Annotated in this window: 22 protein-coding genes; 2 read left to right on the forward strand and 20 right to left on the reverse strand. The window is 71.2% G+C overall.

The window, feature by feature from the left end:
- The 12 genes from rpsC to QM582_RS19355 all read right to left on the reverse strand — a co-directional run.
- On the reverse strand, positions 1-733 hold a 733-nt coding region (gene rpsC, locus QM582_RS19300), incomplete at its 3' end, for a 30S ribosomal protein S3 (RefSeq protein ID WP_415087183.1).
- Between the two features lie 2 nt (positions 734-735).
- Positions 736-1,128, reverse strand: coding sequence for a 50S ribosomal protein L22 (rplV, locus tag QM582_RS19305; protein ID WP_415087185.1), 393 nt, complete (start codon positions 1,126-1,128; stop codon positions 736-738).
- A gap of 23 nt (positions 1,129-1,151) precedes the next feature.
- The gene (gene rpsS, locus QM582_RS19310; RefSeq protein ID WP_415087187.1) at positions 1,152-1,433 is read right to left on the reverse strand and encodes a 30S ribosomal protein S19; all 282 of its coding nucleotides are present in this window, start codon (positions 1,431-1,433) and stop codon (positions 1,152-1,154) included.
- 22 nt (positions 1,434-1,455) lie between these two features.
- Complete coding sequence (gene rplB / locus QM582_RS19315; protein ID WP_415087189.1) at positions 1,456-2,292, reverse strand: 50S ribosomal protein L2; 837 nt, start codon at positions 2,290-2,292, stop codon at positions 1,456-1,458.
- 19 nt (positions 2,293-2,311) lie between these two features.
- Positions 2,312-2,620: a 50S ribosomal protein L23 gene (rplW, locus tag QM582_RS19320; protein ID WP_415087191.1), complete on the reverse strand. Its 309-nt coding sequence runs from the start codon at positions 2,618-2,620 to the stop codon at positions 2,312-2,314.
- Positions 2,617-3,276, reverse strand: coding sequence for a 50S ribosomal protein L4 (gene rplD, locus QM582_RS19325; protein ID WP_415087193.1), 660 nt, complete (start codon positions 3,274-3,276; stop codon positions 2,617-2,619). The genes rplW and rplD overlap by 4 nt, the downstream gene beginning before the upstream one ends.
- Complete coding sequence (gene rplC, locus QM582_RS19330; protein ID WP_415087195.1) at positions 3,273-3,932, reverse strand: 50S ribosomal protein L3; 660 nt, start codon at positions 3,930-3,932, stop codon at positions 3,273-3,275. The genes rplD and rplC overlap by 4 nt, the downstream gene beginning before the upstream one ends.
- A gap of 11 nt (positions 3,933-3,943) precedes the next feature.
- A complete protein-coding gene (gene rpsJ / locus QM582_RS19335; RefSeq protein WP_415087197.1) occupies positions 3,944-4,255 on the reverse strand; it encodes a 30S ribosomal protein S10 in 312 nt (103 codons plus the stop codon).
- A gap of 710 nt (positions 4,256-4,965) precedes the next feature.
- On the reverse strand, positions 4,966-7,140 hold the full coding sequence (malQ, locus tag QM582_RS19340; RefSeq protein WP_415087199.1) for a 4-alpha-glucanotransferase: 2,175 nt from the start codon (positions 7,138-7,140) through the stop codon (positions 4,966-4,968).
- 142 nt (positions 7,141-7,282) lie between these two features.
- Complete coding sequence (locus QM582_RS19345; RefSeq protein ID WP_415087201.1) at positions 7,283-7,780, reverse strand: MarR family winged helix-turn-helix transcriptional regulator; 498 nt, start codon at positions 7,778-7,780, stop codon at positions 7,283-7,285.
- 5 nt (positions 7,781-7,785) lie between these two features.
- A complete protein-coding gene (locus QM582_RS19350) occupies positions 7,786-9,141 on the reverse strand; it encodes an MFS transporter (RefSeq protein WP_415087202.1) in 1,356 nt (451 codons plus the stop codon).
- A gap of 27 nt (positions 9,142-9,168) precedes the next feature.
- Positions 9,169-10,200 (reverse strand): chorismate-binding protein, encoded by a 1,032-nt coding sequence (locus QM582_RS19355; protein ID WP_415087204.1) that lies wholly within the window; start codon positions 10,198-10,200, stop codon positions 9,169-9,171.
- Positions 10,201-10,490: 290 nt separating this feature from the next.
- On the opposite strand from QM582_RS19355, the gene QM582_RS19360 reads away from it, so the two are divergent.
- Together QM582_RS19360 and QM582_RS19365 are read left to right on the forward strand one after the other, a co-directional pair.
- Positions 10,491-10,733, forward strand: a complete 243-nt coding sequence (locus QM582_RS19360) for a DUF3039 domain-containing protein (RefSeq protein ID WP_415087221.1) — start codon at positions 10,491-10,493, stop codon at positions 10,731-10,733.
- 7 nt (positions 10,734-10,740) lie between these two features.
- Positions 10,741-11,232, forward strand: coding sequence for a SixA phosphatase family protein (locus tag QM582_RS19365; protein ID WP_415087206.1), 492 nt, complete (start codon positions 10,741-10,743; stop codon positions 11,230-11,232).
- Between the two features lie 114 nt (positions 11,233-11,346).
- Here the strand turns inward: QM582_RS19365 and QM582_RS19370 are convergent, their stop codons facing one another.
- From QM582_RS19370 to QM582_RS19405, 8 genes are all read right to left on the reverse strand, one after another.
- Positions 11,347-12,363 (reverse strand): SIS domain-containing protein, encoded by a 1,017-nt coding sequence (locus QM582_RS19370; RefSeq protein WP_415087207.1) that lies wholly within the window; start codon positions 12,361-12,363, stop codon positions 11,347-11,349.
- A 3-nt stretch (positions 12,364-12,366) separates the two neighbouring features.
- The gene (locus QM582_RS19375) at positions 12,367-12,552 is read right to left on the reverse strand and encodes a Trm112 family protein (protein WP_415087209.1); all 186 of its coding nucleotides are present in this window, start codon (positions 12,550-12,552) and stop codon (positions 12,367-12,369) included.
- Entirely contained in the window at positions 12,545-13,906 is a 1,362-nt protein-coding gene (gene manB, locus QM582_RS19380) for a phosphomannomutase/phosphoglucomutase (RefSeq protein WP_415087211.1), read from the reverse strand. Before manB ends, QM582_RS19375 begins: the two co-directional genes overlap by 8 nt.
- Before the next feature lie 197 nt (positions 13,907-14,103).
- Entirely contained in the window at positions 14,104-14,478 is a 375-nt protein-coding gene (locus tag QM582_RS19385; RefSeq protein ID WP_415087223.1) for a DUF3499 domain-containing protein, read from the reverse strand.
- A 102-nt stretch (positions 14,479-14,580) separates the two neighbouring features.
- On the reverse strand, positions 14,581-15,027 hold the full coding sequence (locus QM582_RS19390; RefSeq protein WP_415087213.1) for a metallopeptidase family protein: 447 nt from the start codon (positions 15,025-15,027) through the stop codon (positions 14,581-14,583).
- Positions 15,028-15,233: 206 nt separating this feature from the next.
- Positions 15,234-16,046, reverse strand: coding sequence for a YhfC family intramembrane metalloprotease (locus QM582_RS19395; protein WP_415087215.1), 813 nt, complete (start codon positions 16,044-16,046; stop codon positions 15,234-15,236).
- Between the two features lie 12 nt (positions 16,047-16,058).
- On the reverse strand, positions 16,059-17,438 hold the full coding sequence (locus tag QM582_RS19400) for a DUF5719 family protein (RefSeq protein WP_415087217.1): 1,380 nt from the start codon (positions 17,436-17,438) through the stop codon (positions 16,059-16,061).
- Positions 17,435-19,486 (reverse strand): hypothetical protein (locus QM582_RS19405; protein WP_415087219.1); only part of this gene is annotated, 2,052 nt, incomplete at its 5' end. The genes QM582_RS19400 and QM582_RS19405, both read right to left, overlap by 4 nt.

A 19,486-nucleotide genomic window follows, 5' to 3' on the forward strand; every position in this document is an offset into this window, starting at 1 on the left:
GACGGTTGTCACGGCCGCCCCGGTCGTCGCGCCGCGGCCCACGTCCGGGACGGCGCTGACCACCGGAAGTGGCCCGAGCGGCCCGCTGGGCGGCGCGCTCGGCGCGGTTGCCCGACAGGTCACCCTTGTAGATCCACACCTTCACGCCGATCCGGCCGAAGGTGGTCTTGGCCTCGAAGAAGCCGTAGTCGATGTCGGCCCGCAGGGTGTGCAGCGGCACCCGGCCCTCGCGGTAGAACTCCGACCGGCTCATCTCGGCTCCGCCCAGACGGCCGGAGCACTTGATCTTGATGCCGGTGGCGCCGGAGCGCATCGCGGTCTGCTGCGCCTTGCGCATCGCGCGGCGGAACGCCACCCGGGCGCTCAGCTGCTCGGCGATGCCCTGGGCGACCAGCTGCGCGTCGGTCTCCGGGTTCTTCACCTCGAGGATGTTCAGCTGCACCTGCTTGCCGGTGAGCTTCTCCAGCTCACTGCGGACCCGCTCCGCCTCGACGCCGTTGCGGCCGATCACGATGCCCGGACGCGCGGCGTAGAGGAAGATGGTGACCCGCTCGCTGCGACGCTCGATCTCGACCGAGGAGATGCCGGCCCGCTCCAGCTGCTTGTGCAGGTAGGCGCGGATCTTCACATCCTCGGCGACATGCTCGGCGTAGCCCTTGTCGGCGTACCACCGGGTCTTGTGGTCGGTGGTGATGCCGAGCCGGAAGCCGTTCGGGTTGATCTTCTGACCCATGCTCAGGCCTCCTTCGGTTCGACGACGACGGTGATGTGGCTGCCCCGCTTCAGGATCCGGCTCGCGGAGCCCTTGGCTCGCGGACGGATCCGGCGCAGGGTCATGCCCTCGTCCACGAAGGCCGCGCTGATAAACAGCTCGTCGGCGCGCAGGTCCTCGGTGGCCTGGGCGTTCGCCGAAGCGGACGCCACCACCTTGTAGACCGGCTCAGCGGCGGCCTGCGGGGCGAACTTCAGCACCGTCAGGGCGTCGGTCACGGGCATCCCCCGGACCAGGTCGACAACCCGGCGCACCTTGGTCGGCGACATCCGGACTCCACGCGCGATGGCGTACGAGCCAGGACGATCGCCGAGCAGGCGGGAACGCCGACTGGGTCGGTTCTCCTTGTTGCTCATCTCTTTATCCTTTTCTCGCTCGCTCAGCGGCGGCGGGACTTCTTGTCTTCCTTGATGTGCCCGCGGTAGGTGCGGGTGGGGGCGAACTCGCCCAGCTTGTGGCCGATCATCGACTCGGTCACGAACACCGGGACGTGCTTGCGGCCGTCGTGCACCGCGATGGTGTGGCCGATCATGTCGGGGGTGATCATCGACCGGCGGGACCAGGTCTTGATCACCTGCTTGGTGCCCTTGGCGTTCTGCGCGTCCACCTTCTTGGCGAGGTGGTCGTCGACGAAGGGACCCTTTTTGAGGCTGCGTGGCATGTTGTTAACTCACCTGTTCCAATCAGCGCTTCTTGCCGGACTTGCGGCGACGGATGATCAGGCGAGAACTCGCCTTGTTCTTGTCCCGGGTGCGGCCCTCCGGCTTGCCCCACGGGCTGACCGGATGACGACCACCGGAGGTGCGACCCTCGCCACCACCGTGCGGGTGGTCGATCGGGTTCATCACCACACCGCGGACGGTCGGGCGGATGCCCTTCCAGCGGTTGCGGCCGGCCTTGCCCCAGTTGATGTTGGACTGCTCGGCGTTGCCGACCTCACCGACGGTGGCGCGGCAGCGGACGTCCACCATGCGCATTTCGCCGGAGGGCAGCCGCAGCGTGGCGTACTTGCCCTCGCGGGCCACCAGCTGGATGCGGGCGCCGGCGGAGCGGCCCATCTTGGCGCCGCCGCCGGGGCGCATCTCGACGGCGTGCACCGTGGTGCCGACCGGGATGTTGCGCAGCGGCAGGTTGTTGCCGGGCTTGATGTCGGCGCCCTCTCCGGCTTCCACCGGGTGGCCCTGCTTCAGGCCGTTCGGGGCGATGATGTAGCGCTTCTCGCCGTCGGCGTAGTGCAGCAGCGCGATCCGGGCGGTGCGGTTCGGGTCGTACTCGATGTGCGCGACCTTGGCCGGGACGCCGTCCTTGTCGTAGCGCTTGAAGTCGATCAGCCGGTAGGCCTGCTTGTGGCCGCCACCGATGTGCCGGGTGGTGATCCGGCCGGAGTTGTTCCGGCCGCCGGTCTTCGGCTTCGGCACCACCAGGGACTTCTCAGGGGTCGAGCGGGTGACCTCGGCGAAGTCGGACACGCTCGAGCCGCGACGGCCCGGGGTTGTCGGCTTGTACTTGCGGATAGCCATGTCTGTGTCTCTCCCTCGCTCAGGCGCCGGCCGAGCCGAAGATGTCGATCCGCTGGCCGTCGGCGACGGTCACGATGGCCCGCTTGGTGTCGGGACGCTTGCCCCAGCCGGCCCGCGTGCGGCGCTTCTTGCCCTGGCGGTTGATGGTGTTCACTCCAGTGACCTTGACGTCGAAGACGGCCTCGACGGCGATCTTGATCTCGGTCTTGTTCGCGCCGGGCGCGACCAGGAACGTGTACTTGTTCTCGTCGAGCAGCCCGTAGCTCTTCTCGGAGACCACCGGCGCGATCAGGATGTCGCGGTGGTCGCGGATCTTGTGGTCGCTCACTTCTCTGCCTCCTGGGACGCGGTCTCGGTGGCCTCGGCCGCCTCGGTGCCGGTGAAGGCAGCCAGCGCGGCGGTGGTGAACACGATGTCGTCGCTGTTCAGCACGTCGTAGGCGTTCAGCTGGTCGACGGCCAGGGCGTGCACGCTGGGCACGTTGCGCAGGCTCAGCCAGGCCACGTCCTCGTCGCGGCTCAGCACGACCAGGATCTTGCCGCCGGCGATGCTGGCCAGCGCCTGCAGCGCGGCCTTGGTGGACGGCACCTCGCCGGCCACGATGGCGTCGATGACGTGCACGTTGCCGTTGCGGGCCCGGTCGGAGAGCGCACCGCGCAGCGCGGCGACGATCATCTTCTTCGGGGTGCGCTGGGCGTAGCTGCGCGGCTGCGGGCCGTGCACGGTGCCACCGCCGGTCCACTGCGGGGCGCGGCGGGAACCCTGACGAGCCCGGCCGGTGCCCTTCTGGCGCCACGGCTTGGCGCCGCCACCGGCGACCTCACCGCGGGTCTTGGTGGAATGCGTGCCCTGGCGGGCGGCGGCCTGCTGGGCCACCACGACCTGGTGGATCAGCGGCACATTGGTCTGGACGTCGAAGTACTCGCCGGGCAGGTCGGCGGTGGCCTTCGAACCCAGCACCTGGACGGTCTGCTTCTCACTCATTCGGCAGCCCCCTTCTTGGCGGCCGTGCGCACCACGACGAGCGAACCCTTGGGGCCGGGCACGGAGCCCTTGACCAGGATCAGCCCACGCTCGGCGTCCACGGCATGGATCGTGAGGTTCTGGACGGTCACCTTCTCGACGCCCATCCGGCCAGCCATCCGCATTCCCTTGAAGACCTTCGAGGGGGTGGAGGAGCCGCCGATGGAGCCCGGCGAGCGGTGCTTGCGGTGCACACCGTGGGAGGCGCGCAGACCGCCGAAGCCGTGACGCTTCATCACGCCGGCGGTGCCCTTGCCCTTGCTGACGCCGGTCACGTCGACCACCTCGGCGGCGGCGAAGACCTCGGCGGTCAGCTCCTGGCCCAGGGTGTACTCGGCGGCGTCCGCGGTGCGCAGCTCGACCAGGTGCTTGCGCGGGGTGACCCCGGCGGCATCGAAGTGGCCGGCGGCGGGCTTGGTGACCTTGGTCGGCTTGATCGCGCCGAAGGCCAGCTGGACGGCGGAGTAGCCGTCCTTCTCGGGGGACCGGACCTGCGTGACGACGCACGGGCCGGCCTGGATCACGGTGACCGGGACGATCTTGTTGTCGGCGTCCCAGGTCTGGGTCATGCCGAGCTTGGTGCCCAGCAGCCCCTTCACTTTGCGTTCACTAGACATGTTCGGCGACCTCACGGGAGCTTGATCTCGATGTCGACACCAGCCGGCAGGTCGAGGCGCATCAGCGAGTCGACCGTCTTCGGCGTGGGATCGAGGATGTCGATCAGCCGCTTGTGGGTGCGCATCTCGAAGTGCTCGCGGCTGTCCTTGTACTTGTGCGGAGAACGGATCACGCAGAACACGTTCTTCTCGGTGGGCAACGGCACGGGGCCGGCCACCTTGGCGCCGGTGCTGGTCACGGTGTCGACGATCTTCTTCGCCGAGGAATCGATGACCTCGTGGTCGTAGGCCCGGAGTCTGATCCGGATCTTCTGTCCCGCCACTGGTTTTCCTTCTTCTCGTCGGATACTGCTGCTCCGACCCCCGCGGTCGGGCGTGTCGGGCCGATCAGGGCCGCGCACGATCGAAAAATCATCGTGGTAGGGCCCGGCTGACGACTCATCCGCCTGGGGGCACCACGGCGTGACGCCGCGGAGCAACCTGACGATTCTGTCACAGGCCGCCCGGCGGCTTCAAATCCCGGGTGTGTCGGTGGTCCGCTTCGGCGTGTCGCGGGTGGGGGCGGGCGGGGTGGCGTCCGGTTGGGCGGGCTGGGTCCGGCTGGGTGGTGACATCCGGCTGGGTGGTGACATCCGGCTGGGCGGTGACGTCCGGCTGGGTGGTGACATCCGGCTTCGCGGTGGCGTCCGGCTTGGCGGGTCGGCATCCGGCTGGGCGGGTCGGCGTCCGATCGCGCGATCGGCCACTGCTTTCGGGTTCATCCACAGCTTTCGGGCAATTTCCCGAAAGCAAGCGACCAGGCTGAAAGCTGTGGTCGATCGCGCGATCGACCAAGGGGGAGGCAGCACCGAGGCGGACAGACGCAGCTCCACCACGTCCAGGTGATGACGCCGACCGGTGGCGACGACGGCGCCGAGGCCGAACGGACCCGTCTCCGAGACTCAGACGGAGCCGTCCCCGAGACTCAGACCGAACCGTCCCTGAGACTCAGACGGAAGCGTCCCCGAGCCTCAGACGGAACCGTCCCAGGGACTCAGTCGGTGCCGATGATGAACTCGGACGTCGACCGGTGCGCGGTGGGCGGCACCACGAAGCCGTTCATCACCGCGGACAGCCGCAGTGCGCGCTCGGAGTGGAAGACGTCCTCCAGGCTCATCGGCTGGCCGTCGGGGCCGGACAGCGGCACCCGCCAGTTCGGGTACTCGTCGACGGTGCCGGGCTGGTTCTGGGTGCGGTGGTCGCCGACCGCGTCGGTCAGTGCCGCGCACAGCATCCGGGCCGGCGTGGCGACCAGGAATTTGTGCAGGGCGAGCACCACGTCCTCGGTGCTGGGCCGGTCGACGGTCAGGAAGCCGCGCTCGTGCAGCAGCCGCAGCCAGTCCTCGCGTTCCCGGGCCGCACCGGCCAGTTCGACGTCCAGGTCTTCGGTGAGCAGGCCCAGCGCGTGCTGCAGCTTGACGTGCGCGGCGTCCAGATAGCCGGCGGTGGGCGGCAGGTCGTGGGTGGTGACCGAGGCCATGCAGTATTCCCGCCACGACTCGGGCGGCAGGATCTGTCCGTCGCCGTCCCGCTCGAACCAGGCGATCGAGGTGCCCAGGATGCCCCGGTCACGCAGGTAGACCCGCACCCACGGCTCGACCACACCGAGGTCTTCGCCGACCACGACCGCCCCGGCCCGCTGCGCCTCCAGCACCAGGATGCCGACCATCGCCTCGTGGTTGTAGCGGACGTAGGTGCCGTGCGTCGGGCCCATCCCCTCGGGCACCCACCAGAGCCGGAACAGCCCCATGATGTGGTCGACCCGGATGCCGCCGGAATGCCGCAGGATGCCGGCCACCATGTTTCGGAACGGTGCGTAGCTCAGCTCGGCCAGCCGGTCCGGACGCCAGGGCGCCTGACCCCAGTCCTGACCGGTCTGGTTGAAGTGGTCCGGCGGCGCGCCGACCGAGACACCGCGGGCGAAGGTGTCGCCCAGCATCCACGCCTCGGCGCTGTGCCCGCTCACCCCGACCGCCAGGTCGTTCATGATCCCGACCCGCATGCCGGCCGCCTTGGCCGCCGACTGGGCGTCCCGCAGCTGGTCGTCGGCGACCCACTGCAGCCAGGAGTAGAAGACGATGTCGCCGACGTGCTCGGCGGCGAACTCGGCCACCTCGGGCGAGGACGGCCGCCGCAGCTCGACCGGCCACTCCCGCCAGTTCATCCCGTACTCGTTGACCAGCGCGCACCAGGTGGCGAACTGCGACAGCGGCCGCCCCTCCTTGCGGACGAAGTCGTTCAGGCTCATCAGCCGGGTCGGCTTCAACCCGGCGTCGAAGATCACCCGCAACGCGGCCAGCTTGGCCCGCCATACCTCGTCGCGCTGGATCAGCGGCTCGGACGCCAGCGTCCTGGCCAGCCGGGAGCGCAGCTTGGCGATGGTGGTGCGGTGCCGCTCGTCCAGGCCGGCGTATTCGGCGATCGCCTCCGGACGGATGTAGATCGGGTTCACGTACCGTCGCGAGGTGGGCAGGTAGGGCGACGGCTCCTGCGGCGTCATCGGCTGCGCGGCATGCAGCGGGTTGACCAGCACGTAGGAGGCGAACTGCTGGGTGGCCGACCAGATCGCCAGGTCGGACAGATCGGACAGATCGCCGATCCCCCAGGAATCCGCCGACCGGACGCTGTACAGCTGAGTGGCGTAGCCCCAGACCCGCTTCTCCCCCATCTCGTGCGGGAAGCCGAGGAAGTGCGGGGTGACCACCAGGCTGGCCTCCGCCGTCCACTCCGCGGTGCGGCAACCGATCCGGTGGTAGCCGGTGGGCAGGTCGCCGGGCAGTTCGAAGCTGGCCTCGCCGATCCACCGGCCGTCCACCTCGCGGGCCGGCTCGTCGTTGGGCAGCTGACGCAGATCGCGGCTGCCGCCGTCCTCCAGCCGCACCCAGACGTCCACCCAGGCACCGTCCGGGACGTGCACGTTGACCACCTGCGGCGCGCCGTGCTGCATCACCGTGCAGGGCTGCAACGCCCGCCGCCAGGGACGCAGCCGCAGTTCCTCCACGGCCGCGGCGGCACCCTCGGCCGTGCTGGCATCGATCTCCATCGCCGCCAGCACCGCGATCACCGTCTCGTCGGAGATCTCGGTCAGCCGCCCCTTCCAGTCCCAGAACTCGGTGGCGATGCCGAATTCGGCGGCCAGTTCGGCCAGATGCGGGTTGGACAGCGCCATTGGTGGATTCCTCGCGGGTCGGTGAACGGCACCACCCTAAGAGGTCCCGCGGGCAGGGCGATAATCGACCGGCCGGCGGCCCCTGCCCGCGCGACCCAGGGGACGAATCGGCGCCCAGCCCGGCGCCACCCCGGACCGGAAATCAGGACGTCCGCGGGCCTTCGAAACCGGCCAGCAGAGTGCGCAGCGAGCCCGCCAGTTGGCGCCGGGTGGACGCCGGCAGGGCCTCCAGGACGCCGCGCTCGAAAGCCACCAGATCGACCATCGCGGCGCCGACGGTCTCGGCGCCCTGGACGGTGAGCCGGACGCGCACCCCGCGCCGGTCGTCCGGGTTGGCTTGGCGCTGCACCAGGCCGCGGTCGGCGAGCCGGTCGATCCGGTTGGTCATGGTGCCGCTGGAGGACAAAGTCTGATGCACCAGCTCACCCGGCGACAGCTCGTAGGGCGGGCCTTCCCGGCGCAGCGCGGCCAGCACGTCGAACTCCCAGACCTCCAGGCCGTGGGCGGCGAAACAGCGCCGGCGGGCCAGGTCGAGATGCCGGGCCAGCCGGCTCACCCGGGAAAGCACCGCCAACGGCTCGGTGTCCAGCGTGGGCGCCTCGCGTTCCCACGCCGCGATGATCCGGTCCACCTCGTCCATCGGGACTAATCCTCACCGGCCCCGTTGGGCACCGGTCCGATCCGGTAGGCCATGCCGACGGCCAGCAGCCCGACCAGCACCATCATCACCATCAGCCCACCGAAGGTGAACGGCAGTTCGGCGGAGTCATGGAAGTGCGCGAACCAGGCGCCGGCCAGGCCGGTGAACAGGCTGCTGCCCAGTGATTCGCCGACCTGCAGCGAGGACGTGTTGCGGCCCAGTTCGGCGTCCTCGGACAGCTGCATCACGGCCAGCGAGGTGCTCGGGTTCTGCAGCCCCATGCCGAAGCCGGCAATGATCCAGGCGATCATCACCAGGCCCAGCCAGGACTGCGGGAAGTAGGACGCCACCGCCAGCACCGCGACGCCGAGCGCGATGCCGACCACGCCGACGATGATCATCTGGTCGCGACGCCAGGACAGCCAGCTCTGCGACTGCAGCAGGGCGCCCAGCATCCAGCCCACCGAACCGACGGTCAGGGTGATGCCGGTGATCACCGTCTCCATGCCGCGAGCCTCGACCAGCATCAGCGGCAGGAACGACTGGGCACCGAAGAAGGCGCCGGCGCTGAACAGCCGGGCACCCACCACCCCGGAGATGCCGCGTCCGCTCCAGTCGATGGTCTTGGGCAGCAGCGGCGGCAGGCCGAACACCACGGCGGCCAAGCCGGCCGCGGCCCACAACGCCGACCACAGGTCGAGGTTCTGGCCGGCCCACTGGATCAGCGCCAGCCCGGCGGCGACCGCGGCGGCCAGTACCATCAGCCGCTTCTTGAGTTCGTGGGGCTCCTCGGGCGCCAACTGGATGTGCCGCAGCGGGCGCAGCACCAGCAGTCCGCCGACAGCCATGAACGGCAGTACCGACCAGAACACGAAGTGCCAGGAGCTGACCTGGACGATCCAGCCGGCCAGCGGCGGTCCGACGAACGCGGGCAGCATCCAGCAGGCCGAGAACCACATCATCAACTTGGCCCGTTGGGCCTCGTCGTAGGCGCGGGCGATCAGCACCATCACCGCCACGTTCATGGTTCCGGCGCCCAGGCCCTGGGTGAACCGGGCCACCAGCAGCACCCACATCGCCGGAGCCACCGCGGCCACCACCAGGCCGACGGCGAAGATGCCGAAACCCCAGATCATCGGCTGGATCGGGCCGTAGCGATCACTGAACTGGCCGGACGCGACGATGCTGAAGGTCATCGCGATCACGAAGGCGGTGAACGTCCAGGCGTAGAGGGAGAGGTTGCCGAGGTCGCGGGCGGCGGCCGGCATCGCGGTCAGGACGGCATAGGACTCGAACGAGATGGCCATCACGCACATCATCAGCCCGATCGTGAGCCAGCGGCGGTCTGTCTGCTCGCTCACTCGTCCACCGTCCGCACGGCTCGGAGTCTACGGTGCGTCCCAACCACCCTGACCAGTACGCGCCGGATCCGCTGAGACCACGCTGAGCAGATTCGCCGCCTTGAGCTCGGTCTCGGCCCATTCCCCGGCCGGGTAGGAATCCCAGGTGATGCCGCCCCCGGTGCCCAGGTGCAGCATCCCGTCGGACGCCCAGAAGGTGCGGATCGCGACGTTCAGCTCGCCTTCGGCGCGGTCGGCGTCCACCCAGCCCACCGCGCCGCAGTAGACCCCGCGCGGCACCGGTTCGAGCCGCCGGATCACCTCCAGGGCGGCCAGCTTCGGCGCCCCGGTCACCGATCCGGGCGGGAAGGTGGCGGCCACCAGGTCGGGCCAGCCGGCGTCCGGACGCAGCCGTCCGCCCACGGTGGAGACCAGGTGGAACAGGCCGGGATGTTCTTCGACGCTCAGCAGGGCCGGGGTGTGCACCGAGCCGGTGACGCAGACCCGGCCCAGGTCGTTGCGGACCAGGTCGACGATCATCACGTTCTCGGCCGAATCCTTGGCCAGGAAGCCGTCCGCGGTGGCCGCGGTGCCCTTGATCGGCGACGACCAGACCGTGCTGCCGCGGCGTCCGAGGAACAACTCGGGGGACGCGGAGGCGACGTGAATGCCCTGCGCGGGCAGCTGCACCACGGCGCTGAACGGGGCCGGATTGCCCTGCGCGAGCGCGGCGCCCAGGGCGGCGATCGACGCCTCCGGCGGCAGCGGGGCGCTCAGCCGCCGGGTCAGGTTGACCTGGTAGACCCCGCCGGCGGCGATCACCCGGCGGATCTCGGCGACGCCGGCGGTGAAGGCGGCCTCGTCGAGCGACGTCGTCCAGGAGTCGCGCGGCGGGCCCTGCCAGGGACGTCCGCGCCACGGTGTCGCGGGCCGGACCTGATCGAAGCGGGCGCAGACCGGGTCGCCCTCGAACGGCAGCACCACCGCCCAGAAACCGGACGAGTCCAGCGCGGCCAGATCGGAGGTAACGTCGCGCAGCCCGGTCGCCAGCCGTCCGCCGACCACCGCGAGCGCGTCCACCGCACCATCCCACCATGCCGGGCACAGGACGCCCAAGCCACGCGGTGGAGCCGGTTTCTGGTGGTTATCAGGGCACTGCCCGGGAGGATCTCGCGCTCGAACCGACTTTTGGTGAGTATGGATACCCCCCGGGGGTTACTCATATCCACCAGAAACTGGTTCGAGGAGCAGGTCGGCCGGAACTCCCCCGTCATAACCACCACGAACCGGCTCGATCAACTCGATAGCCGAGTAGCCGGGCACGGAGCCAGTGCGGCACCGGCCGATTACAGTGTGGGGCTATGACCGAGATGGCTCCAGGCGCGCAGACGATTCTCGACGAGCGCACCGATCTACGCATCGACGAGGGCGACCACGAGCGGTTCAGCCACTATGTGCCGAAGAACAAGCTGACCGAGGCCATGGTGATGGGCACCCCGGTGGTGGCGCTGTGCGGCAAGGTCTGGGTGCCGAGCCGCAACCCGGACAAATTCCCGGTCTGCCCGGAGTGCAAGGAGATCTGGGAGTCGATGCGTTCCGGCGACAACGAGTAGACCGCCGATGCACACCCTGATCGTGATGCGGCACGCCAAGTCGTCGTGGAGCACCTCCGAGCCCGATCACCGCCGGCCGCTGGCCGGGCGCGGCATCCGCGACGCCACCGTCGCCGGCCAGATCCTGAGCGACTACCGGTTGGACCGGGTGCTGTCGTCCTCGTCGGCCCGGACCCGGCAGACCTGGCAGACCGCCGCCCTGGGTGGCGCGGTATGTGACGACGTCGAGTTCACCGACACCCTCTACGGGGCCTGGACCGATTCGGTGATCGGGCTGCTGAACGAACTGGACGAGTCGGTCGGCACCGCGCTGGTGCTCGGCCATGAACCGACGATGAGCTCGGTGGTGGAGTGGCTGGCGGAGCCGTCCGAACTGGCGGACGAAGCGTCCGGACACTTCCCCACCTGCGCCATGGCGATCTTCGAGGTGCCGGGGAGTTGGGCAGGCTTGGCGCCCGGCGCGGCTCGCCTGGTGCGCTTCGAGATCCCCCGCGGCTGATCCCCACTTACCGCTTGCCCAACCGGCCCACCCCACCGCTCGCCTAACTATTTGGGGCTCGCTGAGTTCAGCGAGCCCAAAATAGTTAGGCGAGCGGTGGCAGTGCGAGCGAGATCAGGGCGCGGTCCGGCCCAGCCCGATCTGCAGGTAGGCGGCGCCGAACAGGCCGGTGAGCAGCACGGTGACGTAGCGCTCCACCGCGGTGTCCTCGAAGTGTTCCAGCCGGGTGAGCCGGAGGTCGACGGCCTGCGCCGTCCGCTCCAGCCGGACGCGGAACTCGGCCGCCGCGGCGTCGTCCTGCCCGTCGTCGATCAGCACCAGGCCGGGACGGCGTTCCTGGTTGCCCTCTTCGAACGGGTCGGCGAACGGGTCACGCGGCTGCACCTGCTGGATCAGCGGCAGCAGCTCGGACGCGTCGGCGGACAGCCCGACTCGTCCGGACGCCTGCCGCAGCGCCTCCACGATGCGCCGGCTGGCCCGGGCGGCCAGCACCGAACCGCCCCAGACCAGCGGGACTGCGTCGGCCAGGTCGAGCGCCATCGTCTTGGCGGGGTTGACCGAGACGTCGGTCCGGGCCGCGCAGCGTTCCGCGACGGCGTCCATGGCGGAGGCGATGGTGTCGGAGTTGATGTAGGGACCGAGGCCGAGCCGGTGCAGTGCGACCAGGCAGACCACGGCGGCGGCCAGCGGGTCGCCGGTGTTGACCGGCAGCAGCGTGGTGGAGCGGGACGCGGCCTGTTCGGCCAGCGGCGAGTCGGTCGGGCAGGCGACGATCAGCCGGCAGCCGCGACGCACCGCCTCGTGGGCGACGGCCAGGCTCTGCGGGCCGCGGCGTCCGATCAGCAGCACCACGTCCAGCGGACCGACCCAGCCGGGCAGGCCGAGCGCCGGCCAGGCCACGAACGGCACCGGGCAGACCGGCTCCAGCACCGCCCGCAGCAGCCGGGCCTCGGGACCGTAGGCGATCACCGCACGCGGCCGGTCGCTGTCGTCGAGGGCGGCCAGCGGCGTCTCGGCGGTGGCGGTCTCGCGGCGCACCCGGGCACCGGAGGAGGCCAGGTTGATCAGCAGCGGGGACGCCGCGGCCAGGACGTCGGGATTCTCCAGCCGGGAGTCGTCGAAGTCGAACATGGCTCAGCCGCGGGTGGGCCGCCGGGCCTCGTCGATCAGCAGGATCGGGATGCCGCCGCGCAACGGGTAGGCCAGGCCGCATTCGGCGCCGGTGCAGACCAGCTCGGCTGCTTCGTAGTCCCAGGTGAAGGTGCTGTGGCAGGCCGGGCAGACCAGCAGCTCGAGGACGTCGTGGGTCAGGTCAGGCATCTGCTCCTCCTCGGATGATGGCGAGGGCCTCGTCGCGCAGCGCCTCCATCTGCGCCTCGCCGGCGGCTTCGACGTTGAGCCGCAGCAACGGCTCGGTGTTGGACGGCCGGGCGTTCACCCACCAGCCGTCGCCGGTGATGGTAAGTCCGTCGTCGGTGTCCGGCTCGCCGCGACCGGCGAACGCGGCCTGCAGCGCGGTCAGCACGGCGGGGACGTCGGCGACGGTGGAGTTGATCTCGCCCGAGGCCGCCATGGACGGCAGCCCGGCGACCAACTCGGACATGGTGCCGTCGCTGTGCCCGAGCAGGGCCAGCACGTGCAGCGCGGCCAGCATGCCGGTGTCGGCGCCCCAGAAGTCGCGGAAGTAGTAGTGCGCGGAGTGCTCGCCGCCGAAGATCGCGTTGTGCTCGGCCATCTTCGCCTTCACCGACGTGTGGCCCACGTTCGAGACGACGACGGTGCCGCCGGCCTCGGCGACCACGCGGTCGACCGCGCGTGAGGTGATGGTGTTGATCACGATGGTGCCGCCGGGCTCGGTGGCCAGTTCCTGCCGCGCGATCAGCGCGGTGATCAGCGACGGGCTGACCACCTCGCCCCGCTCGTCCACGATGAAGCAACGGTCGGCGTCGCCGTCGAAGACCAGCGCCAGGTCGGCACCGTGCTGCAGCACGGCCGCCTGGGCGTCGACCAGGTTCTCCGGCTCGAGCGGGTTCGGCGGGTGGTTCGGGAAGCTGCCGTCGAGTTCGGTGAACAGTCCGATCGTCTCGATGTCGAGCGGGCCCAGGACGGCCGGCGCGGTGTGCCCGGCCATGCCGTTGCCGGCGTCGTAGACGACCTTGAGCCGACGCATGCCGTCCAGCGGGACGAGGGCGTGCAGGTGGGCGGCGTAGTCGGCCAGGACGTCCACGTCACGCCGGCTGCCGGGCCGGTCGGCCGGGGCGAGAGCCGGACCCATGGCCAGTTCGGCGATGCTGATCAGCGTCTCCGGCTCGATCGGCGCGGCGTGCTCGAGGCAGAACTTGACGCCGTTGTAGCTGGCCGGGTTGTGCGAGGCGGTCAACTGGATGCCGGGAACCCCGAAGTGCCCGGAGGCGAACCAGAGCTGATCGGTACTGGCCAGTCCGATGTCGATCACCGACGCCCCCTGCGCCAGCGCTCCGTCGGTGAAGGCGGCGGCCAGTTCGAGGCCCGAGCCACGCATGTCGCGGCCGAGGACGAACTCGCGCCCGGAAAGACCGAGGACCTCGACGAAGGCGGCGCCGACGGCGCGAGCGCCCTCGACATCCCACTCTGGTTGGTCGCCGGAGATCACACCGCGAATGTCGTTGGCCTTGAAGATGGAGGACGTCAGCACATGGGCAGCCTAGTGCTCGTCAGCTTCCGGAACCCGCAGGCCACCGCATGGGACGTGCGACACAAGAGATTCAGGCCGACGGCGACGTCCAGCCTCCCCGCAAGCTCGAACGCAGGGCGGCAATCCGCTGGCTTCTCATGGCGCTCGCGGCACTGTTTCCAGCCACCCGGAATACGGTCGGGTGGATCAGGCGGTGATCAGAGGTCGGCGATCACCGCGAGATGGCCCTTGCGGCGACTCACCGACGGCTCGGGCACCTGACCCGGCTCGGGGCCCAGCCCGGCGATCCGGACGGCGTGCGCCAGGGCGAGCAGATCGTCCGACGACGGCCCGGGATCGCTGATGGCCCCCGGCAATCGGATCACTTCCCACCCACGCGGCACCGACAGGCTGGCGCTGTGGGCCGCACACAGGTCGTAACAACCCGGCTCGGCCCGCAAGCCGAGCGGCCCGAGCACCGCGGTGGAGTCGGCGTACGCGTAGGTCAACGTGGCGACGGCGGGAGCTGAACACCCCGTCCGGGAACACGACCGCGACCTCACCGGCGTGACATTACCCGCTCGGTCGCCGATAGTCGCGGAACCCGTCCGGGAGCCTCCAGCACTGGTGCAGGGTTGCCGCCGACTCCGGTCCGACCCTCAAGAGCGACGTTCGAGATTCCCCGGCCGGACGACTCACTCCCAGTCGTCGTCGGTGGCCCAGCCCTCGGGATCGAGCTCCTCCAGTGGGATCTCGGTCAGCGCGTGCAGCTGTTCGACCAGAGTGCGGAAGACCAGGATGCGCAGGCCTTTGCGGGTCCTGGCCCGGTGTTCCAGTGGACGCCGGTACAGCACGACCTGACCGTGCAGCGGCGGTTCGGGCCCGATGGCGGCGGCCAGCGGCACCCGGTCGCGGCTCCAGCCGCCGACGGTGGCGGGGACGTCCTCGACGCCGACGTCGATGCCGACCAGGGCGCGGGGGCAGGACGCGGTGACCCGTCCGACCGCCTGCCGGACGCAGCCGGTGAAGTACTCCGCCCGTGGCGTACGGCTGCGCAGCGGCACCGGGTCGCCGGTCAGCGGGTTGGGCAGCGCCAGCGGTCCGCGCAGGCCGCGCCCGTGACGTTCCCTGCGGTGTGCCATGAGGCCAGGTTATCGGCCGAGTTGGGCGAGTTCGATCGACATCGGCGTCGTGACGATGAGAGATCCCGGCGTACGCCGGGATGACGGGAGTGCCCGGCGATGACGACGTCCGAGGGTCTCGACAAGCTCGACCAACGGAGCGACTTGGGGTGCAGGGAGAGATCCCGACGTACGCCGGGATGACGAGAGTTCCGGGACGGCAACGGTCAGCGGGCGGCCGGTTGGATCTCGGACGGGAACCGGGGCCGGGAGCGGAGCACGAACACCGCCCAGAAGGCGATCACCAGGGCGAGCAGGACGACCTCGGCGATCACGTTCGCACCGGGGATGCCGGACGTCACCAGCAGCACCGCGGCAAGGTTGCAGACCCCGTGGATCAGCACCGCGACCACCCAGGCGAGCGCGCGGCGTCCGGCCACGATGCCCCACAGGATCAGCACGCTGAGCCCGACGTGCAGGCCGATCGCGGCGATCCGCTCGACACCGGCCAGGTAGAAGTCCAGCGACGGCGTCCCGGTGAGCGCGTTGAGCACCATGTCCCGGGTGGCGGCCGGCAGCTGGTCGAGGGCGGCGGTCTGGCCCGAGTTGATCAGGAACGCCAGCGTCAGGTTGGACAGCTGGGTGAGCCCGACCAGCAGCACCGCTTCGATGCCGCCGTGCCCGAGTCCGAACGAGACGCCGTCGATCCAGCGGTGGAAGCGGCGCAGCAGCCACAGCATCACCAACAGCCGTCCGGTCTCCTCGAACAGGCCCGCGGTGAAACTGGCCGCGGGGCCCGACAGCAGCCACTGCGCCCACGGCGCCGACTGCCCGGACAGCCAGGCCATCAGCGGAATCCGGGTCAGCACCTGCGACGCCACGAAGGTCAGCATGCCGGCGGCGAAGGCCCGTCCGGCCTGCGGGTACACACGGACGCCGCCGCGCCGCTTGGTGACGATCCAGACCAGCCCGCCCAATGGCAGCAGCAGGCAGATCAGCAGGGTCAGCGTCATGCCGACGATCGATGCCACGGGAACCATCTGCGCCTCCGCTCAGGAACCTACCCGAGGATCCTGCCGCAACGGCGGCAAGGCCGTGGCCTCGGTGCCGGGCAGGATCGCCAACGAAGCCACCCCGGTCACCCCCTCGACCGGGATCCGGACGCCGACCGTCGCGTGCACCGGGCCGGTGCCGCGGGGCTCGACGGTGATCTGGACGTCGTCGGCGCGCGGCAAGGTGAGCGTGGTGTCGGCCAGCCCGGGAACCTGAACCACCCGGTCCAGCAGCGTCCGGCCGCCCTCGCCCGAGCTGACCAGCACCCGGACGGCGACCGGGTCCGGGCCACCGCCGGCCAGCTGCAGCACCGACGCCGTGCTCTGCCCCGGCGCCAGGGCAAGCACCCCGGGCCCGGACAGCGCGGCGGTGGCGACCTGCGTCGAGATGTCGACCGAGCCGGCGTCCCCGCCGTTGCCGCTGATCACCGCGGCGGTGATCTTCTGCTCGGAACTGAGCCGCAGCCCGACCGCTTCCCCGGCCAGCGCAGCCCCCAGGGCGACCAGCCGGCTGGTCCGCGGCGGCAGCTCGACGGTCTCGAAGCCGGGCACCGCCCGGGCCCCGTCGGCGCCCAGCACCTGCACCGCGATGCTGGCCGTGCGCTCCCCCGGGTTGACCACCACCAGGTCGCGTCCGCCCTTGCCGGCAGGAAGTCCAGGGATGACCACCGCGGTCGCGGGCGGCGCCGTGGCGGGCAGCCAGTCGCTGCCGGCCGGGCGGTCGTCGCGGAGCATCCGCTGCCGCACCATGGCGGCCACCCGTCCGGACGAGGTCGACACTTCCAGCGACACCGGCTGGGTCGCGGTGAACAGCGGTCCGAGCGGCACCACCCGGCGGCTGTGGGCGGCCACGATGATGCCGCGCGAACCCGGCGCGGTCATCCGCCCCTGCGGACCGTAGACGGCGATATCGACAGCGGCGTCCTGAGCGTCGGCATTCATCAACACCACGTCGGCGGTGCCGGTGGCCGACGAGGTGACGCCTGCGAACCACTGCGACGCGCCGGGCCGGGTGCAGGACGCCATCGACAGCCCCCGGTCGGTACCGGACGCCGCGGCGGTCCGGGTGGTCGCCGAGAACGGATCCTGCCGCGGCGCGCTGACCACCACCGGATCGGTGATGTCGCCGGAGAAGTGCGCGGAGGCGCTGCCGGTGCCGTCCGGATCGGCCAGCGGGGCGTCCAGCAACTGCCCGCCCGGCGACGATCCGGCGATCACCGTGGGACCGCCGACCACCGTCGGACAGACCACCGCCACCCGGGCCCGGTCGTCGTCCGGGGCGGTGGTCACGCCGGCCTGCTGCACCGGCACGGTGGACGCGCCGAACAGCGCCAGACCCAGCACGGCAGCGGCGGCCACCGGAACGATCGCGCGGTTCATCGCCGCCTCCTCACCCGCGGCGCGGCCAGGATCGCCAGCACCAGCACGCCGCTCAGTTGCAGGATCGGCCACAGCGGCGACGGCCCGCTCAGCCCGTAATGCAGGACGCCGCCGGCGGCCCCCAGCTCGAACGCCTGCCGGCCGTCCGGCAGGGTCTGCGGCGGCAGCGGGCGTCCGTCCAGCGTGGCCCACCAGCGGGCGTCGGCGGATTCGGCGAGCACCAGCCGCCGGGCCGCACCACCGGCCGTCAGCGTGGCACCGTCGCCGGTGACCACCGCAGGATTGCCGCCGTCGTCGACGGTGGCCCGGGCGGAGTTCGGCACCGGCCAGGTCGCGCCGTTGTCGTCACCGGTGCCGACGCCGAGTCCCGGCACGTTCCCGATCACCGTCCGCAGGTCGGGGTCGCTGCCCTGCAGCCAGACGTAGCCGACGCCGAGCCGGCCCAGGTCGCCGCTGAGCTGGTCGTCGGCGCTGCCGGAGAGCAGCCGGTTCACCACCGAGGTGGCCAGCCCGCGCTGCGGCTCCACCGAGCCGGGCAGGGCCCGCTCGTCGTCGCCCAGCCGGGGCAGTTCGTCCTCCAGCACGGCCCAGCGGATCTCGCCCGCCGACCGGGCGATGGCCAGGGTCCGCACCGGTGTCTGCGAGGTCATCGCAACCCGGACGAACGGCGGCAGCGACTCCGACCGCGTCCGCTGCAGTCCCGAGGTGCCCGCCCAGGCCCACCAGGCCGCACCGACACCGACGGCGGCGACCACCACCAGGGCCAGCGCGAGCATGGCGGCATGGCGCAACCCGAGCGTCCGGTCGCGCAGTTCGGTCGACACCCCGGCGAAGCCCCGGGCCGCGGCCAGCACCAGGCCGCCGACCATCAGCAGCAGCCACGGCTCGGCCTGCGGACGCGCCTCGACGCCGGGCGGCACGACCACCACCAGCCGGGTCAGCGAGACAGCGGCCAGCAGCCCGATCGCCGCCGCCGCGAATCCCGCAGCGGCGGCGCGGGGACGCCGGAACAGGCCCAGCAGCGCCGCCAGCCAGGCCACCCCGACGACCGTCGCGCCGACCCACAGCGGCGCCGCCGTGCTGGTGCCGGGATAGGCCAGCGCCAACGGCCACCACTCGGGCGCGGCCAGCGGCGCCAGCCCCGGCGAGGCGCCGGTCAGGAAGCGGCCCGGGAACGACCACCAGCCGGTGACCGTGGCACCCAGCCCGACCAGCCCGGACGCCGCCACCAGCACCCACTGCCCCACCCCGCGCAGGCTCCGCACGGCCGGGGCCACGATCATGCCGAGCAGCACCAGCGGCACCGCCAGCGGGAGTTCGACCACGGCGAAGGCCAGCCACAAGCCCACCGCACCGGCCGAACGCCAACTGCGGTCCGACGTCCACGCGGCCAGCGCATGGGCCAGCAACGGCAGCAGCACCGCCCAGGTCAGCACGCCCAGCCAGCCGCCGCCGATCGCGCCGACCAGTGCCGGCGCGATCGCGTAGCCCAGCGCGCCGATCACCGCCACCGGGCCTTCGACGCCCTGCCCGCGCAGCGTCCGCAACGCCAGGAACCAGGCCAGCGGCACGACCGCCAGGAAACCCAGGGTGACCAGCCACTCCACCTGCCCGAAGGTGAGCAGGGCGGCCAGCGCCGTGCTGGCCAGCCAGGGCGGCCCGGCCGGATCGGGTTGCCCGGCGACCGGGGCGAGCCAGGCCTGCAGCAGGTCGGACCAGTGCTCCGGCGAGGGCAGCAGCCCGGCGCCGGTGAGGCGTCCGTCGCCGACCAGCCGCCAGCCGGCCACCACGGCGAGCACCGCCACCACGCCGAACCCGACGCTCATCGGGGCGAGGTGGTGCCGGGCACGTGCGGCGAAGTCGTCGCCGGTGAGCTCGTCGAGAGAGGTCTGACTTCGGGTGTCGGCCAGTTCGGCCCAGGCCTCGGCGAGGCGTCCGGCAGCCCGGTCGAAGGCCTGCCCGGTCAGTTCGCGGCGAGTCGGCGTCAGGCCTGCCACCGCGCCGGCGGGCACCCCGCGGTCGCGCAACACGGCCGCGGCGGCGGAGTC

This window comes from Micropruina sp. (assembly GCF_047607385.1).
Taxonomy (GTDB): domain Bacteria; phylum Actinomycetota; class Actinomycetes; order Propionibacteriales; family Propionibacteriaceae; genus Micropruina.

What these genes read in the sequence shown, in the direction of transcription:
- QM582_RS19390 (WP_415087213.1), bottom strand. Translation starts at nt 15,027, where the DNA reads ATGGCACACCGCAGGGAACGTCACGGGCGCGGCCTGCGCGGACCGCTG.
- rplV (WP_415087185.1), bottom strand. Translation starts at nt 1,128, where the DNA reads ATGAGCAACAAGGAGAACCGACCCAGTCGGCGTTCCCGCCTGCTCGGC.
- malQ (WP_415087199.1), bottom strand. Translation starts at nt 7,140, where the DNA reads ATGGCGCTGTCCAACCCGCATCTGGCCGAACTGGCCGCCGAATTCGGC.
- QM582_RS19400 (WP_415087217.1), bottom strand. Translation starts at nt 17,438, where the DNA reads ATGAACCGCGCGATCGTTCCGGTGGCCGCCGCTGCCGTGCTGGGTCTG.
- QM582_RS19360 (WP_415087221.1), top strand. Translation starts at nt 10,491, where the DNA reads ATGGCTCCAGGCGCGCAGACGATTCTCGACGAGCGCACCGATCTACGC.
- QM582_RS19395 (WP_415087215.1), bottom strand. Translation starts at nt 16,046, where the DNA reads ATGGTTCCCGTGGCATCGATCGTCGGCATGACGCTGACCCTGCTGATC.
- QM582_RS19375 (WP_415087209.1), bottom strand. Translation starts at nt 12,552, where the DNA reads ATGCCTGACCTGACCCACGACGTCCTCGAGCTGCTGGTCTGCCCGGCC.
- rpsS (WP_415087187.1), bottom strand. Translation starts at nt 1,433, where the DNA reads ATGCCACGCAGCCTCAAAAAGGGTCCCTTCGTCGACGACCACCTCGCC.
- QM582_RS19365 (WP_415087206.1), top strand. Translation starts at nt 10,741, where the DNA reads ATGCACACCCTGATCGTGATGCGGCACGCCAAGTCGTCGTGGAGCACC.
- QM582_RS19345 (WP_415087201.1), bottom strand. Translation starts at nt 7,780, where the DNA reads ATGGACGAGGTGGACCGGATCATCGCGGCGTGGGAACGCGAGGCGCCC.
- rplC (WP_415087195.1), bottom strand. Translation starts at nt 3,932, where the DNA reads ATGTCTAGTGAACGCAAAGTGAAGGGGCTGCTGGGCACCAAGCTCGGC.
- rplB (WP_415087189.1), bottom strand. Translation starts at nt 2,292, where the DNA reads ATGGCTATCCGCAAGTACAAGCCGACAACCCCGGGCCGTCGCGGCTCG.
- rplD (WP_415087193.1), bottom strand. Translation starts at nt 3,276, where the DNA reads ATGAGTGAGAAGCAGACCGTCCAGGTGCTGGGTTCGAAGGCCACCGCC.
- QM582_RS19370 (WP_415087207.1), bottom strand. Translation starts at nt 12,363, where the DNA reads ATGTTCGACTTCGACGACTCCCGGCTGGAGAATCCCGACGTCCTGGCC.